Raw genomic sequence first — 15279 nt, forward strand, 5'->3', positions numbered from 1 at the left:
ATTATTAGCGACTTAACCTCTTGAGAGAAGAATCTGAAATTATTTCCCCTTGCAATTCTTCTTCCATCATGCGGCAGAGTGCAGGCTTATCCAGCATCCCAGACAAGAACAGCTTCAAAATTTCACCCATCTTTTTAAAACCGCGAACCGTTAACCCAAGATCGCGATGGGTGCGGAATGTCGGAATGATTTCTTTGAATAGGGAATAGCTCGCCGGACGATTCAGCCTGCTGTTGGAAGAGGGAGCCGTCTCAGCAATTGGCTTTACCCCAGGTATGCTCAGCGTAAGATCACGAATCGCTTGTTGGGCTTGTTCAGATGCGAAATAGCGTACTAGTATTTTCGCAGCGTCTTTTACAGCAGATTTACGGTTAACGCCCATTCCGATAATGTGCGTTAATGTAGTTGGCGTATGCATAAAAGGTAAAGGCGAGATGTCATATTCTATATCCGTATTTTTGAACTCATTCATACTGAAATAGTTTTGAACGGTCATCGATATTTTTCCTTGCCGCATTAATTTCTCGGCATCGTTGCTATGACTGGATAAGTAGGGGGCAAACACGTCACGATCATTAATAAGCTGTCGCATAAGCTGAATGCTGTCAAGCAGCTCTGGGTTGGTGAACGCTTTGTTGCCTGATGCGCTATCTGCCATTGAAATCCCGCTTTGCAGCAAAAAAACCGGCCAGCGGTTTTCTGAGAGAACATGGAAGAATAGGGCGTGACGATCTTCAGAAGTGAGCTTCTTAGCCATTCTGATTAGATGATCCCATGTCCAACTGCTATCCGGCTCCAATAGGCCAGCTTCACGGAAATGCGATTTATTGAAAGCCAGTACAGTAGGCGAGAAGGCAAGCGGTTGAACAAAAAGTTGCTCTTCGTAAGTGAAGGTTTCGTTCAGAAAAGGATACAAATTTATCTGTGGCATTAACGGTTCAAACAAGTGCGTGCAATCATGCTCGCTAATTTCCTGGAAATTGATATTGTTAATTGTCATCACATCGATTATCCCATGCTCGAGATAGGTTTGAGCGGTCTTCAAATAATTGAAGGAATCGGGACTCGTAATCGTGACGGCATTGACTTGAATGGCCGGATGCGCCTTGTGAAACATCTCTAGTATGCGGGATAACGAGATGTCGCGCTCGATTGACGGACTGCAGCCCAGCGTGATCGTGATTTTGGACTGCTGAGGATAGGCAACGATGCTGCCGATCCGGTGCTTCTTAATAATAAGCCCTTCTTGAACGAGCAGATCCAGCCCTTTGCGGACGGAGTTGTTGCTTAGCGCATATTGTTCAACCAAAACAACCTCTGAGGGAAGTGGCGTTCCCGGCAAATATTTGCCGCTCAGAATATCTTTGCGGAGCTCGCGCACCATTAGCTCTAAACGAGCTTTAAATTGCTTCCGACTTGGTCTGTCTTCCATACCGTCTCCTCTTTCAAACATTACTTCATATCTACTTTTGTAGTATAACATATCATAAACTAAAGGCTAATACTAGCCGCATTGTCAACTACGACATAAAGTAGTTATGAAGTAATTGACAGTAAAATAATTTAGGTGATAAGATGAAATTGTTGAAGATATAATGTAGATGTGAAGTACAGAAAGAGGGTGGGGTTTGTAACAAGTGAATAGTGAGTTTACTTTTAAATTTGGAGGTCACACCATGATCAAAGCTGGTATTATCGGATGTGGAAATTTGGGACGGATTCATGCAGCGTGTATTGTAGAGCTGGAAGGAATGAAATTATCGGCATATTGCGATGTATTTGAGCAGAATGCGCACAGAATGTTGGAGGAGTTCGGAGGCGAGTATGCGACAAGCGATCCAAATCGATTATTTGAGGATGAGTCTCTGGACGCGATCTATGTGACGACGATGCACGATACTCATGCCGAATATTGTATTCGCGCACTGGAAGCCGGCAAGCATGTGCTTGTGGAGAAGCCGCTGGCTATGACGTTGGAGCAATGTACAGCTATAGGCGAAGCGGTGGTGAAGTCAGGCAAGACCTTGTTTACTGCATTTAAGATGCGATACTACGATTTGCTTTGGAAAGCGAAGGAGCTCATACCGCAGCCGGTAATGGTGTCCATGCAGATGATGGATGACCGCTGGGGAGATCAGATTTGGCCAAATGATCCTATTAAAGGCGGTGGCAATGTGATCAGCCAGGGCTGCCATTCCGCGGATATTCTACGGTTTGTTGCAGGTGGTGATCCGGTGGAAGTCTATGCGGCGGGAGGGAACTATTACCAGAAAAGCGGTGTCGTTGATAATGTGGCTGCTGTATTCCGGTTTGATAATGTCCAAAAGTTTTCCCATAATGCATAATAGGCTGCCACATCAGGTACGCATGGCACAGGCTTAAAGCGCATCGAGTACCGTTTCATTAGCCGCATCTGCAAAGACATGCTGCGATACAATTACAGTCTCTTATTAATAGCTATTAATTTGTTGATTTTATGGATTACGACGCCAATCCCCATTTATTTAACGTCGCTTGCAGCAATATTGCTCTTGCTTCGGGTGAGCTGTATTCATTGCGAAATTCGCGAAAGTCAGCCTCGAAGGCATCCGTTCTGCCGTTTAACTTTGGCGGCAATTGCCGCTAAGCGATCTGCCGAGCAGGGGGGAGCACTCATTCGTTGGCTGTATGGCTTGACGGGCTGTTCGGTGGATGAATGTGATGCTCACGGGCAAACACCTCGGCGTAACCGGGGGGATGAATCGTCCCGCTGTCGAATACACCAGTAACCTCGTGCACCATTGCTCGAATAAGCGGAACGTTTGCTCTGTACTCAGTTCGAAGCCGAACCATCCCATTTGATAATCTCCTGTTGAATGGGCGAACAGGGCGAACCCGCCAACGTTTTGTTATAATTAATCAACTTAGCTTATAGGCTTGAGGAGGAATAATTAATGAATATTAGTAAGCTCCGCACCTTTGTCACCCTTACGGAATGTCTCAATTTCACCGAAGCTGCAGAGCGTCTCTATTGCTCACAGCCCTCAGTCAGCATGCAAATTCAAAGCATTGAGGAGGATTTAGGGGTACCGCTTTTTGATCGTATCGGAAAAAAATTATACCTTACTAAACAAGGAGAATGCTTCAAGCCCTATGCAGAGCAAATGATCAATTTGCTTCATGCCTCAAGAGATCACATTAAGCAGCTGGAAGATCTCTCATTCGGAACATTGGCATTTGGAGCCAGTAATTTTGTCGGTGTTTACGTGGTTCCTGCAATACTGAGAAACTATACAAAAGCTTTTCCGGACATCAGGATCAACATGAACATTACATCTTCCAACCATCTTATTCAGATGCTGGAATCTAACAAGGTTGAATTTTTAATAATTTCGGATCGCGTTGTAATCGACGAAACACGCTTCGAGCGAACAACCTTTTATGAAGATGAGCTTGTCCTTGTCGTCCCGCCAACACACCCGATTGCGGCAAAGAAAGATTGCAATCTGGAGGACTTGGTCAATGAAACATTTATTATCAAGCCTGATAAATCCGCAACCCGAACCTATTTAGAAAATCAATTTGCAGCGCATGGCTTTAATCCGCCTAAATATTTAGAGATTAGCAATTTAGAAGGTATTAAGCAAGGCGTAATCCATGAACTTGGCATCTCCATCATTACCAGCTTTGCCATCAAGCAAGAGGTCGCAAATGGTTTATTAATAAAGATTCCAATTCGAGGTGTCCAATTTAATCGAGGTGTCAGTTACGTCTATCACCGTAACAAACATCTCTCGCCAGCTGCCAAACAGTTTTTATCTCATTTGCATGAGAGTGTCGAGAAATTGTAAACGAGCAAGGCGTACGATTCTTGCCGTTTCTTTGCTAGGCATATTTTCCTTTGGTTGAAGAGAATAATAAGGCGGATAAATCCAAGTCAAAGGAGATTATTTGCCATGTCCAAGACAGTAAAGTCGGTCACATCACCGAAAAAGTTCATTTTAGGTCAGCATCTGCTGCGTGAGTTGGCGCAATATACAAAGATTTACGGCGACCATGCGTATGTTATTTGCGATGAGTTTATTTTGAAGCGCGCGGAAGAGGAAGCGGGCCATTCTTTTGCAGCAGAAGGGCATAAAAGTCATTTTGCTAAATTCAATTATGAGGCAACGCAAGAGGAAATAGATCGTCACCGCGCTGAAGTTAGAAAATTAGGCGTTAATGTCATTGTGGGCATTGGCGGAGGAAAGACGCTGGATACAGCTAAAGCAACGGCTTATTATGAGCATCTGCCAGTTGTTATATTTCCGACAATCGCTTCGACGGATGCGCCATGCACGGCACTTGCTGTCATTTATAATACAGACGGATCGTTTGACCACTATTTATTTTTGCCGTCAAATCCGGATACCGTGCTTGCAGATACGGCAATTTTGGCTGCTGCTCCAACAAGGTTTTTCGTAGCTGGCATTGGAGATGCGCTTGCTACTTATTTTGAAGCCCGTGCTTGTTACAATAAAAATGGTGATAATCTTGTTAATCTAAAGCCTTCCCTGGCCGGACTTGGGCTCGCTCAAATGTGCTACGAAACTGTATTGGAATACGGTCTTCAAGCTAAAATTGCTGTAGATCAAGGCATCTCTACCCCTGCAGTGGAAAATGTAATCGAAGCGACAATCTACTTGAGCGGCGTAGGCGCTGAAGCTGGCGGACTGGCTGCTGCCCACGCCATTCATAACGGCATGACTGCTGTTCCATCACTTCACCATGCGCAGCATGGCGAGAAGGTTGTATTTGGTTTGCTGACACAGCTCGTATTGGAAAATGCGCCAAAAGAAGAGCTTGAGACAGTAATACAGTTTATTAAACAAATAGGCCTGCCGTTAACGCTGAAAGATTTGGGGCTGGACAAGTTTCGGGAAGAAGAATGGCGCAAGGCTGCAGAGCAGGCATGTGCCGAAGGGGATACGATGAAAAATATGCCGCATCCAGTAACGCCAGAGGATGTTTATCAAGCGATTATAGCAGCTAATGCGTTAGCGGAATATTATCACGATTAGAAGAAGAAGTTGACATTAAGCTCCGCCTTGGACGATTGGTTCAAAGTGGAGCTTTAAAACTAATTGTGTTACTAAAACTCTTTTGATATTATATTACCGAGCTTATAGGAAACGGGGGTTTGCCTAATGACAGCATCAATCAGATTAAGATTTAACCTTTCTTCCGTGCAATAAAAACGATTGAAAGGTGTTGTTAATTTATGAATATAGCAGATAATAATCTAAAACAAAATTGGTTGAAAAATATTATTCTCTTTTTAAGCAGCCAGACGATATCGCTTTTTGGCTCATCATTGGTTCAATACGCTATGATGTGGCACATAACGCTAACGACAGAATCAGGCCTTATGATGACCCTATATATCATTTGCGGATTTATACCGACGTTTATATTATCACCGGTTGCAGGGGTTTGGGCGGATCGCTATAATCGAAAAAAATTAATTGTTTTGGCGGATGGCCTAATAGCGTTTGCTACATTAATACTTGCCATTCTTTTTTTAATGGGATACGAAGCGATTTGGCTGTTTTTTGTGATGGCGGCCGTTCGTGCTTTTGGAACGGGAATCCAGACGCCTGCCGTAGGGGCGATTTTGCCGCAAATTGTGCCAAAGGATAAACTGATAAAGGTAAATGGCGCAAACGGCAGTATCCAAGCTGTAATTATGTTCGTATCGCCTATGGTCAGTGCGGCATTATTATCGATGGCTTCGATTGAAATGATATTATTTATTGATGTCGTTACTGCTGCGATTGCCATTGTCACTTTGCTTGCTTTTGTAAAGGTCGCTGTGCATGAGAAAGCCATGGTCAAACAAGCAACGAGTTATTTTAGTGATTTTAAAGAAGGCTTGCAATATGTGAACAACCACGTATTTCTGAAAAGATTTTTTATGTTCTTTGCCGTGTTTTTTGTATTGATGGCTCCCGCAGCTTTTTTGACTCCATTACAGGTGGCACGCAGCTTTGGCGATGATGTGTGGCGGCTGACAGCAATTGAAATTGCTTTTTCAATTGGCATGATGGCCGGCGGAGCAGTCATTGCTTCTTGGGGAGGCTTTCAAAACAAAATAAAAACATTGGCGCTTGCTAGTGTTGTAATGGGCGTTTGCACATTTGCACTTGGGATTATCCCGAATTTTTGGATTTACTTGGTTTTCATGGCTTTGTTCGGAGTAGCCATGCCGCTATTTAATACACCGGCTACTGTTTTGCTGCAGGAGAAGGTAGAAGAAGATTATTTAGGCAGAGTATTTGGGATCATGGGGATGATTTCGACCTCAATGATGCCGCTTGGCATGCTTATATTCGGACCAATTGCAGATTTCATTAAAATTGAATGGTTGCTATTAGGCACCGGAATATTCATTATTATACTTGCCATTTTCCTGGATCGAAACAAAGTGCTGGTCGAAGCAGGCAAACCGGCATTGCAAGAACCGTAATTGAGAAAAGAATAGGAGCGGAGTCCGACAGGATTCTGCTCCTTTTTAATTGCAAATATTCTGAAAGTGTTTCAAATGAAAGCTGCTGGTTATTCTAACCCATACCTACCTATTATGTCGACCCTTTTGCGCAAAAGGAATATGATGTGCGGAAAATTCGAATACTGACGTAAAAGGCATTGAATGGGAGGTAACCAGAATGTTCAAGTTTAAGTATATCGCCATAGTAATTAGCGCGGTGATGCTCTGCTCGTGCGGTCAAGAAAGTGGACTAACAAAGGGTGAAAGCCCGGATCGCGGCATTCAGCCGTTAGGCGAGCGGACTTACGAATTGCCGGAAGGGAATGCAGGGAGTTCTCATGAGCTTTCGGATCTGCATGAGCAGAATGAAACCAAAATTGAAGCAGGCAAAACGCCGCGGCTGGAAGGCGGGACGGAAAAAAGAGAACGTCCCAAAAGCCCGGCGAACAATCACACCTTGGCCCAATTGTATCCAGATATTATAGCGCTGAATGGACCTTCGTCATCCAATCGGATTGCCATCACGTTCGATGACGGACCAGATCGCCGATTTACGCCTCAGGTGCTAGATATATTGAAAAAGCATGATGTGAAAGCGACGTTCTTCTTAATGGGCTCCAGAGTTAAAGCGCATCCCGACGTAACTGAGCGCATTCATAAAGAAGGACATGCAATAGGAAATCATACGTTCTGGCATCCTAAATTATACTCGGAAAGCGTCGAGCGAATGGTCTGGGAGGTGGAGGAGACCGATAAATGGATTAACAATACGGTCGGTTATATTCCAACGCTGTTTCGTGCTCCTTATGGCGGACTGGATAAGACCTATGTCGAGAAGCTTGGTGAGATGGGAAAAAGTGTAATTGGCTGGTCTGTCGATACACAGGACTGGAGGCAAATTTCATCCGAAGAGATTCAGCATAATTTGTTGAAGGATTTGTATCCGGGAGCAATAATCTTGATGCACTGCGCAGGAGATTGGACTCAGGACTTGAGCGGCATGACGGCAGCGCTCGACGAACAGCTTCCGATACTGAAGGAGAAAGGGTTTGAGTTTGTAACTGTACCGGAAGTACTATCTCAAAAGTAATTATCGTAACTGCTTGCGTAAGCTGGACAGACGTTCCTTTATTGTGCTTTTATTGCCCAATTTACGGGATAAAAGGACAGACGTTCCGCTATTGCTCAGAAAATACAGAAAAAAGGCTGAAATATGAGTCGATAGCGGAACGAGTGTCCTCAATCCCCTGGAGCAGAAGCAGTATTATACTATTCTGTTTTTATAATTCTTTGTAGCCATTTACAACAATTTCAAGCGCTCCTGTTTCCGGATCAATAACAAGACCATGAACTGGAACTTCTTTGGGGATTAACGGGTGATTTCTAATCACTTCAACGCTTTGCCTAACATTTTCGGTAACAGAATCAAATCCGCGAAGCCAGTCCTTGAATTTTATTCCAGCATAATCGAGGGTAGAGATGGTTTCTTCTGATACTCCTCTGCTAATCATTTTTTTAGTTGTTTCCTCCGGGTTCACATTGGCCATACCACAATCATGATGACCTACGATACAAACCTCATGGGCATTCAACTCGTAAATAGCAATAATAATACTTCTAACAATACTGCCGAATGGGTGAGAAACTACAGCGCCTGCTGTCTTAAGAATCTTTGCATCTCCGTTGCGCAAGTTCATTGCTTGCGGTAAAAGTTCTGTAAGTCTTGTATCCATGCATGACACAACAACTAATTTTTTATTTGGCAGCTTTGATGTTTGAAACTTCTCGTATTCTTTGTTGTTCACAAACTTTTTGTTATGTTCAATCATTTCGTCAAGCAGCATCATTTTAAAAACACCTTTCCAACTAATCCTAGCTGTAATTTATTTTATTTATGATTTTATCATACTTGTCAATATACAAGAAAGCTGTTTAGAGCTTGTAGCGACTGCGAAGAAAGGAGAAACTAGATGTACAAAATGCACTTAGCAGCCCAACTGTGCCTGCTACCTGCTCAAAGCTGCGGATTGTCTGCACTCCGGTAGGGGAAAGGCTTGCGGCTTTGGCATTGAATGAATGACCGCCCAAGCTTAATTATTACTTGCAGGCAATAAAGGCTCGGATGGTGAAGGGCGAGGGTTCCTTTTCTCCATTCCTACAATCGCCGCACTCATAACCAGAATCGTAACCAAAACGACAACCAACGCAGGTGTAAAGCTGCCGAACATATCTAAAGTAAGACCAAATACTAAAGGGCCAATAGATCCGAGCATAAATCCGCCAAATTGCATCTGAGCAGACCATGAGGTTGCTTCCTCTGTATTTTTCGAATCGGCAATTGGAATCAGCAATGCGAGAGGGAACAGGCCGCCAGCCCCAATTCCTAAGAAGATCGCAGCAGCCCACGGCGAAATATAGGTTAACAATAATAGGATGCCAATCATTTCTGATAAGCAGCATGAAAGCAGCAAAAGCTTTCTGCTTACGGTTTTGCCTGCGAGCATAGGAAATAAAAAGCTGATAGGAATTTGTATGAGTGTGAATAATGTGAGCAGAAGCCCGGATTCCGCATAGCTCATTCCTTTTGACTGTGCAAAGGGAGCAAGCCAAGCTGTAACAGAGTAAAAAATAGCTGCCATACAGCCAAAAAACAAGATAGACGCGTACACTCGTTTATTCGCAATGCGCAGTGAAGGAAGCGCGAATGCCTGATGATCAGGTTTTCCTTTTAGAAGTGGAATAAGGAAGAGCGCTGCAGCCAAAGCTAAAATACTCCAAAAGCTTAAAGATAATTGCCAAGAATCATTAAACGCATGGAATAATGGAATCGAGAAGGTAATCGCAACAGCAGCGCCAATAACCATCGCCAAGGAATAAACGCTAGTGACTCCAAGCTTATCTGGAAAGTGCTTCTTAACAAACCCCGAAATAAGCGGTCCTGAAATACCTATGCCAACGCCGGCAACGAATGCAGTTACAATCAAAAATGCGCTGCTATGAAAAAAGACACGAAGCAAGGTTGCAGCAAAAATAAGGATCATGGCAAATAGCAATGATTTTTCGATCCCTAAACGATTGCTTAATTTAATGGATAATAATGAAAATAACCCCATGCAAAATACAGGAAGGGTCGTAATCAAACTAGCTGTAATGCCGCTCATGCCAAGATCTGTTTTAATGATATCAAGTAGAGGGCCTACCGATGTAATCGAGGGCCGTAAATTCAATGAGAGTAAGAAGATCACGATGATGAGGTAAATAAAACGCATTTCAACACTTCCTTCAATTATTATAGAATTAAGTTTATGATGGCATGTATAATAGATCAATACTATTTTTTCTATAAAAACTATAGCTTGGGACTATAGCTGGAAGGAGCTTTCACGTTGGAATTTCGGCAGCTGCAATATTTTCTTACCTTGTGCAAGGAGCTTCATTTTTCTGAAGCGGCCTATAAAATCGGAATTTCTCAGCCTACTCTAAGTCAGCAAATACGTGTGTTAGAAGATGAAATCGGTGTGCCCTTATTTGACCGCATTGGTAAAAAGACAGTGAAGACGGAAGCGGGCGCAATTCTTGAGCGGTATGCACTAGACATTATGCAGCAGCTTGAAAATGCTAAAAACGCTATTACTGATCTTACAGAGCTGCATGCAGGGCAATTAAGAGTTGCTGTACTGCCTTCCGATCTTGATTATCGATTAACAGCCTTGCTGGTTGATTTCCATAAAGAATTTCCAAATACGAAGGTTCAAGTAAATCCATCGATTGAGATTGTAGATATGGTTTTGGACAATGAAGCAGATATCGGGGTTGGTCTTACAAGCAAACCAGACAGCCGATTAAAACGAATTCCATTTTATACTGAAACCTACAGTTTATTTGTTCATAATAAGCACGAGCTTGCGGGCAGAACGATGATTTCTCCGAAAGAATTAATGGGACTTCCATTTGTTATGTATCCAAAGGGATATGTTGGGCGTGAACTGATCGAGGCATGGGGGGAGGAGCGGGGCGTTACGATTGAGACGATGATGGATACGGGATCCGTAACCTCTTTGTTTCGGCTAGTGAAGGAAGGAGTAGGGGCGACTATTCAACCGAGTTCTCTGTACGAAAGTTTTCAGTCATTGGGCATTTGTGAGATTCAAATTGAAAACGCGCCGATTAGAGATTTGGAAATTTGTTATCGTAACGATAAATATATGAGTGTAGCCGCACAAACATTCATGAAAAGACTGCAGCAGTTTTTTCAGCACACAGCAGCTAGATAAAAACTTTGCGGAGGTTATCCATTTTGTGGCATATTGAAAAAAGACTTTCTTATTTATATACAGGCGAGTTATTTTCATCCATTATATTTATTGTGACTAGCTTTTTTGTAAATCAAACCTTTCCAGGATTAAAGCTGTATTCTCTATTATCCTTTTGGTCTTCCTTTATCTATTTGGAATTTTTGTTGCTGCAAGGCACAGTGTATTGGTATGTAAAATGGAAAAGATTAAAAACGGAAAAGAATTCTGTAACTCCGATCAAGCTGGTCAAACAGTTAAAAAGCTTAATAAAATGGAATACCGCTTGGATGATCGCCGCTCCTGTCGGCTTTATTGTTGATGTCGTGAAGTGGGCTCCGGCACTGCCTATAAGCGGACTTTCTGTTTCAGCTTTTATTTATATTTTTGCCTGTATCGAATACATTAATTATTTCCATGTCCAGCTTTCCTATGATAATCGTTCAGATTTAAAATATCTTTTCATAACAAGAAGGCTGAAGCAGTCATGCTTGCGTAAAGATTTTAAAAGACTGAGCAGAGGACAAAACACTATTTTGACCAAAAAAATAACGCATGATGTATAGAGAGGATGCTGCAAAAAGGTGCACGAATTGTCGGGTTTCTTCATTTTGCTTCTGATATCTTGAGAGTAAGGAGGTTATGAACATGGATGTGCTTAAAAATGTGAACAACGCTATGCAATATATTGAGGATAATCTTACGGAAGAAATCGACTTCAAAGAAGTGGCCAAGCGGGCTTGCAGCTCGGAATATCATTTCAAAAGAATGTTTCCTTTTCTTTCAGGTGTTTCGTTATCCGAGTATATCCGGCGCAGACGTCTTACTCTTGCCGCATTTGAGCTCAGAGATCATAACAGCAGGGTGATCGATGTTGCGATCAAATACGGCTACCATTCCGCAGATTCTTTTGCAAGAGCATTTCAAAATATGCACGGAATCAATCCGTCAGAAGCCAGGCATAACGGTAAATCACTTAAAGCCTTTCCACCAATGACCTTCCAACTAACTATTCGGGGAGCTGAAGAAATGAACTACCGTATTGTAGAGAAGGAAGCATTTCGTATTGTCGGTTTGCATAAAAGAGTGCCTATTATTTTCAACGGTGTAAATCCTGAGATTAATGCTATGTGGCAGAGCATGAATGAGCAGATGATCAAGCAGCTGAAGGAGCTTTCGAATATAGAGCCGAATGGATTGATTAGTGCTTCGGTTAACTTTTCGGAAGAGCGAATGGAGGAAAAGGGAGAACTGGACCATTATATTGGGGCAGCAACAACGAAGGAGTGTCCAAGTCATTTCAAATGTCTTGAAGTAGCTGCTTCTAAGTGGGCGGTATTCCAGTCGATCGGCCCCTTTCCCGATGCCTTGCAAAATGTGTGGGGACGCATCTATTCAGAATGGTTTCCTTCCTCTAATTTCGAGCAGACTGAAGGGCCAGAGCTGCTGTGGAATGAAAGCAAAGATTTACAATCACCGCATTTTAAAAGCGAGATATGGATTCCTGTGCTATAATAAGCTTCTACATGAGAGGTGAGTCAGTTGACTAAAAAGCTTAGACAATTGAAAAATGTTTCAGTGTTCCAAGCGCTTCTGAATTAGCAATTATAATTTAGAAGCGAGGAATTTGAAATGCCAAATAAAAAAATCTTTAATCGATCTTTTCTATTTTTATTTATAAGCAATTTTTTAGTATTTATAGGGTTTGAAATGCTTCTTCCTATATTGCCAGCCTACTTGTTAAGTATGAACGCATCATCTATTCAAGCAGGTTTAGTGACAACGGTATTTACTATAGGCGCTGTTTTAATTAGACCGTTTGCAGGGTACTATTTAATAGATAACAAGCGGAAAAGTCTTGCGGTTGGGGCAAGCGCAGCTTTATTGATAATAACGTTTATTTACCCCTACCTCAATATCGTATGGCTTTTTCTGTTGTTGCGGCTCTTTCATGGAGCAGCTTGGGGAGTATCCACTACAGCGAATAGTACAATGGTAGTCGATTTAATTCCTAAGTCGCGGCTCGGAGAAGGAATGGGGTATTTTTCTGTATCAACAACGATCGGAGCGATCATTGCACCGAGCATAGGAATCTTTATCTACAATTCTTTTTCTTTCGATATATTAATTTGGTCATCAGCGGCACTGAGCCTGCTGGCTGTCATTGCTCTTCAATTTGTTTATTCGCCAGCTCCGGAAAAGCGCGAGAAACGGCCATTTCAATTTTGGGATATGATTTTTGAAAAAGAAGTTTGGTTTCCCGCATTGTTAACGGTTATTACAACCCTGGGCTTTGGAGCGATTATCACATTTTTAGTTCTTTTTGGACAGCAAAAAGGATTAGAGCATATTTTTCTTTTCTTTCTAGTTAATGCAACGGCAGCAACATTATTGCGTCCTTTTACAGGGAAATGGTATGACAAAAAAGGACCGTGGCAGATTATTATTGTTTCCGCTATACTAGGATTTCTATCCCTGGTTGTGCTTTCTTATGCGGACAATGATCTTTATCTTATTATTGCAGCGATACTATTCGGTGCAGGGTATGGAACGGTTATGCCATGCTTGCAAACCTGGGCCGTTCAAAAGGTAAGTGAACAAAAAAGCGGTGCTGCCAACGCAACCTTCTTTTCCAGTTTTGACGTTGGAGTTGGAATCAGCGCGTTTGGATTAGGTTTTTTAGCAGAATGGATAAGTTTAGAGCTGATCTTTCGGTTCGTTAGTTTAAGTTTTATTATTGTTGCTGTTCTAGTTTATAAGGATTATCGGAATCAAAAGAAAAGATAATGAAGCAATTATGAATTAACAGATGTTTCGCAGTAATAAGGTAGTGCAGAACAAAGTCGAGCAGATCTAGGATTTTTCTGGTATTTGCTCGGCTTTTCTAATTGTTTAGGAAATTATGCAATCATTAAAGAATTCGATGTAGTTGTTGAGCTCGAATTGATTCTAATGATACGTAATGATGCGTAATGATGAGGACAATTTTGACCGTTAGCGCTCATTTTTCGCCAACTCCCACTTTCTAGCGGTCAGAAATGTCCCTTAGAGGGAAAAAAGCTTGAGAATTCGACGGAATTATCTTCTAATGGTCATAAATGTCCGCGTATGCAGCAAAAAGACTGCTATTTGGTTCTAACGGTCATGGATGACCGCACCGCAAATAGCAACGCATCATTTGAGACTGTCGATTAATTGTGGGCAACGATTGATAAGCAATAAGAAAGGGGCGAAGAGCAAGATTGGGAATGGAGAAGCGGCAGCGTCCGCCTTTGTAGGTCAATTTTATCCTCTACAGGGGTTATTTAATCACAAAAATTGGACTACAACAGCGGTCGGAATCCCAACCTTGATCGCAGTGGCCTCCCTTTCTATTGCTTGTTGCTCTATCCACAATTAATCGACAGTCTCATTAAAGTGGTTAGAATTTGATAATAAAATTGACTAGTAAGGAGAGCTATAAAATGAAAAATATTTTAGTGCTGGGCGGGACACGGTTTTTTGGCCGTAAATTAGTGGAGTTATTTATTGAAGACGGGCATAACGTAGCAATTATGACACGCGGTCAATCAGGAAATCCATTTGGTAATAAAGTAGAACATATTATAGCGGATCGTACGAATAAGGAAGAGTTGGCAAACAAGTTTGAAGGGCGTAAATTTGACATAGTATATGACAATATTTGTTACTCGCCTAATGAAGCTTTTGAGTTTTGTGAAATATTTAACGGGAAGATTGGCAGACTTGTATTCACCTCTACACTCGCAGTGTATGAGGCAGATGGGGCAGAAAAGAGCGAGGTCGATTTTGATCCCTATAGCTATAAAATTATAATGGGCGATAAAACAGATTTCACTTATGGGGAAGGCAAACGCCAAGCTGAAGCAGTGTTTTTTAAATATGCCGAATTTCCTGTTGCAGCCGTTCGCTTCCCAATCGTAATGGGAGAGGATGACTATACACGCCGATTGCATTTCCATGTGGAACGTATTGCAAGGGAAGAACCAATTGGATTTTTAGACATGGATGCAGAAATGCCATTTATTCAAGCGGCGGAGGCAGCACAGTTTTTAAAGTGGGCGGGCATAAGCGGAATCGAAGGATCTTATAATGCAGCTTCAAACGGAAAAATTTCGTTACATGAATTAATAGCGCTAATCGAACAAGAAGTAGGCAAAGCTGCCCAAATATCTTTAGCTGGACCTGAAGATATCCGCTCGCCATATGCCATTCCAGCTTCGTGGTTAATGATAAATGACAAAGCAGCAAAAGATGGATTCCGTTTTTCAAATTTGCACGATTGGCTGCAGCCGTTAATTAAGGCGCTTGTTACAACAAAAAATACTTGACGGAATAATTGTTCATTATTGAGCCGAGAACAAAGAAGAAGGCGAGGATTAAATATAATCTTCGCCTTTTTCTGTTAGCGGTAAAGTGAAAATATATGATAGGGATCCAAGCACAGCTGCATGAACCGAGAAA

The 15279-nt window shown here is 42.2% G+C and carries 15 protein-coding genes; 10 read left to right on the forward strand and 5 right to left on the reverse strand.

What is annotated here, in order from left to right; translation table 11 throughout:
* Positions 1–4 precede the first annotated feature (4 nt).
* Complete coding sequence (locus V1L65_RS09625; protein WP_331698918.1) at positions 5–1432, reverse strand: extracellular solute-binding protein; 1428 nt, start codon at positions 1430–1432, stop codon at positions 5–7.
* A gap of 244 nt (positions 1433–1676) precedes the next feature.
* On the opposite strand from V1L65_RS09625, the gene V1L65_RS09630 reads away from it, so the two are divergent.
* Positions 1677–2345, forward strand: a complete 669-nt coding sequence (locus V1L65_RS09630; protein ID WP_331698919.1) for a Gfo/Idh/MocA family protein — start codon at positions 1677–1679, stop codon at positions 2343–2345.
* 136 nt (positions 2346–2481) lie between these two features.
* On the opposite strand, the gene V1L65_RS09635 is transcribed toward V1L65_RS09630, so the two are convergent.
* Together V1L65_RS09635 and V1L65_RS09640 are read right to left on the reverse strand one after the other, a co-directional pair.
* On the reverse strand, positions 2482–2616 hold the full coding sequence (locus tag V1L65_RS09635; protein ID WP_331698920.1) for a hypothetical protein: 135 nt from the start codon (positions 2614–2616) through the stop codon (positions 2482–2484).
* Positions 2617–2652: 36 nt separating this feature from the next.
* Positions 2653–2832, reverse strand: a complete 180-nt coding sequence (locus V1L65_RS09640; RefSeq protein ID WP_331698921.1) for a hypothetical protein — start codon at positions 2830–2832, stop codon at positions 2653–2655.
* Between the two features lie 101 nt (positions 2833–2933).
* Here V1L65_RS09640 and V1L65_RS09645 point away from each other — a divergent pair, with 101 nt between their 5' ends.
* The 4 genes from V1L65_RS09645 to V1L65_RS09660 all read left to right on the forward strand — a co-directional run bounded on the left by V1L65_RS09645 (position 2934) and on the right by V1L65_RS09660 (position 7595).
* Entirely contained in the window at positions 2934–3830 is an 897-nt protein-coding gene (locus V1L65_RS09645) for a LysR family transcriptional regulator (protein WP_331698922.1), read from the forward strand.
* 105 nt (positions 3831–3935) lie between these two features.
* On the forward strand, positions 3936–5039 hold the full coding sequence (locus V1L65_RS09650; protein WP_331698923.1) for a glycerol dehydrogenase: 1104 nt from the start codon (positions 3936–3938) through the stop codon (positions 5037–5039).
* A 200-nt stretch (positions 5040–5239) separates the two neighbouring features.
* Positions 5240–6484: an MFS transporter gene (locus V1L65_RS09655; RefSeq protein WP_331698924.1), complete on the forward strand. Its 1245-nt coding sequence runs from the start codon at positions 5240–5242 to the stop codon at positions 6482–6484.
* Between the two features lie 199 nt (positions 6485–6683).
* Positions 6684–7595: a polysaccharide deacetylase family protein gene (locus V1L65_RS09660; RefSeq protein ID WP_331698925.1), complete on the forward strand. Its 912-nt coding sequence runs from the start codon at positions 6684–6686 to the stop codon at positions 7593–7595.
* A gap of 190 nt (positions 7596–7785) precedes the next feature.
* Here V1L65_RS09660 and V1L65_RS09665 read toward each other — a convergent pair whose 3' ends face one another.
* Together V1L65_RS09665 and V1L65_RS09670 are read right to left on the reverse strand one after the other, a co-directional pair.
* The gene (locus tag V1L65_RS09665; RefSeq protein WP_331698926.1) at positions 7786–8352 is read right to left on the reverse strand and encodes a beta-class carbonic anhydrase; all 567 of its coding nucleotides are present in this window, start codon (positions 8350–8352) and stop codon (positions 7786–7788) included.
* A gap of 243 nt (positions 8353–8595) precedes the next feature.
* Entirely contained in the window at positions 8596–9774 is a 1179-nt protein-coding gene (locus V1L65_RS09670) for an MFS transporter (RefSeq protein ID WP_331698927.1), read from the reverse strand.
* A gap of 117 nt (positions 9775–9891) precedes the next feature.
* On the opposite strand from V1L65_RS09670, the gene V1L65_RS09675 reads away from it, so the two are divergent.
* The 5 genes from V1L65_RS09675 (at position 9892) to V1L65_RS09695 (ending at position 15146) form a co-directional block, all read left to right on the forward strand.
* Entirely contained in the window at positions 9892–10779 is an 888-nt protein-coding gene (locus V1L65_RS09675) for a LysR family transcriptional regulator (protein ID WP_331698928.1), read from the forward strand.
* 20 nt (positions 10780–10799) lie between these two features.
* Entirely contained in the window at positions 10800–11363 is a 564-nt protein-coding gene (locus tag V1L65_RS09680) for a general stress protein (RefSeq protein WP_331698999.1), read from the forward strand.
* 82 nt (positions 11364–11445) lie between these two features.
* On the forward strand, positions 11446–12312 hold the full coding sequence (locus V1L65_RS09685) for an AraC family transcriptional regulator (protein ID WP_331698929.1): 867 nt from the start codon (positions 11446–11448) through the stop codon (positions 12310–12312).
* Positions 12313–12429: 117 nt separating this feature from the next.
* Positions 12430–13584 carry an MFS transporter gene (locus tag V1L65_RS09690; RefSeq protein WP_331698930.1) on the forward strand — a complete coding sequence of 385 codons (1155 nt, stop codon included), beginning with the start codon at positions 12430–12432 and terminating at the stop codon, positions 13582–13584.
* Between the two features lie 677 nt (positions 13585–14261).
* Positions 14262–15146, forward strand: coding sequence for an NAD-dependent epimerase/dehydratase family protein (locus V1L65_RS09695; protein WP_331698931.1), 885 nt, complete (start codon positions 14262–14264; stop codon positions 15144–15146).
* The last annotated feature ends 133 nt before the right edge of the window (positions 15147–15279 follow it).

The sequence above is a fragment of the Paenibacillus sp. IITD108 genome (genome assembly GCF_036541265.1).
In the GTDB taxonomy this organism is placed as follows: Bacteria; Bacillota; Bacilli; order Paenibacillales; family Paenibacillaceae; genus Pristimantibacillus.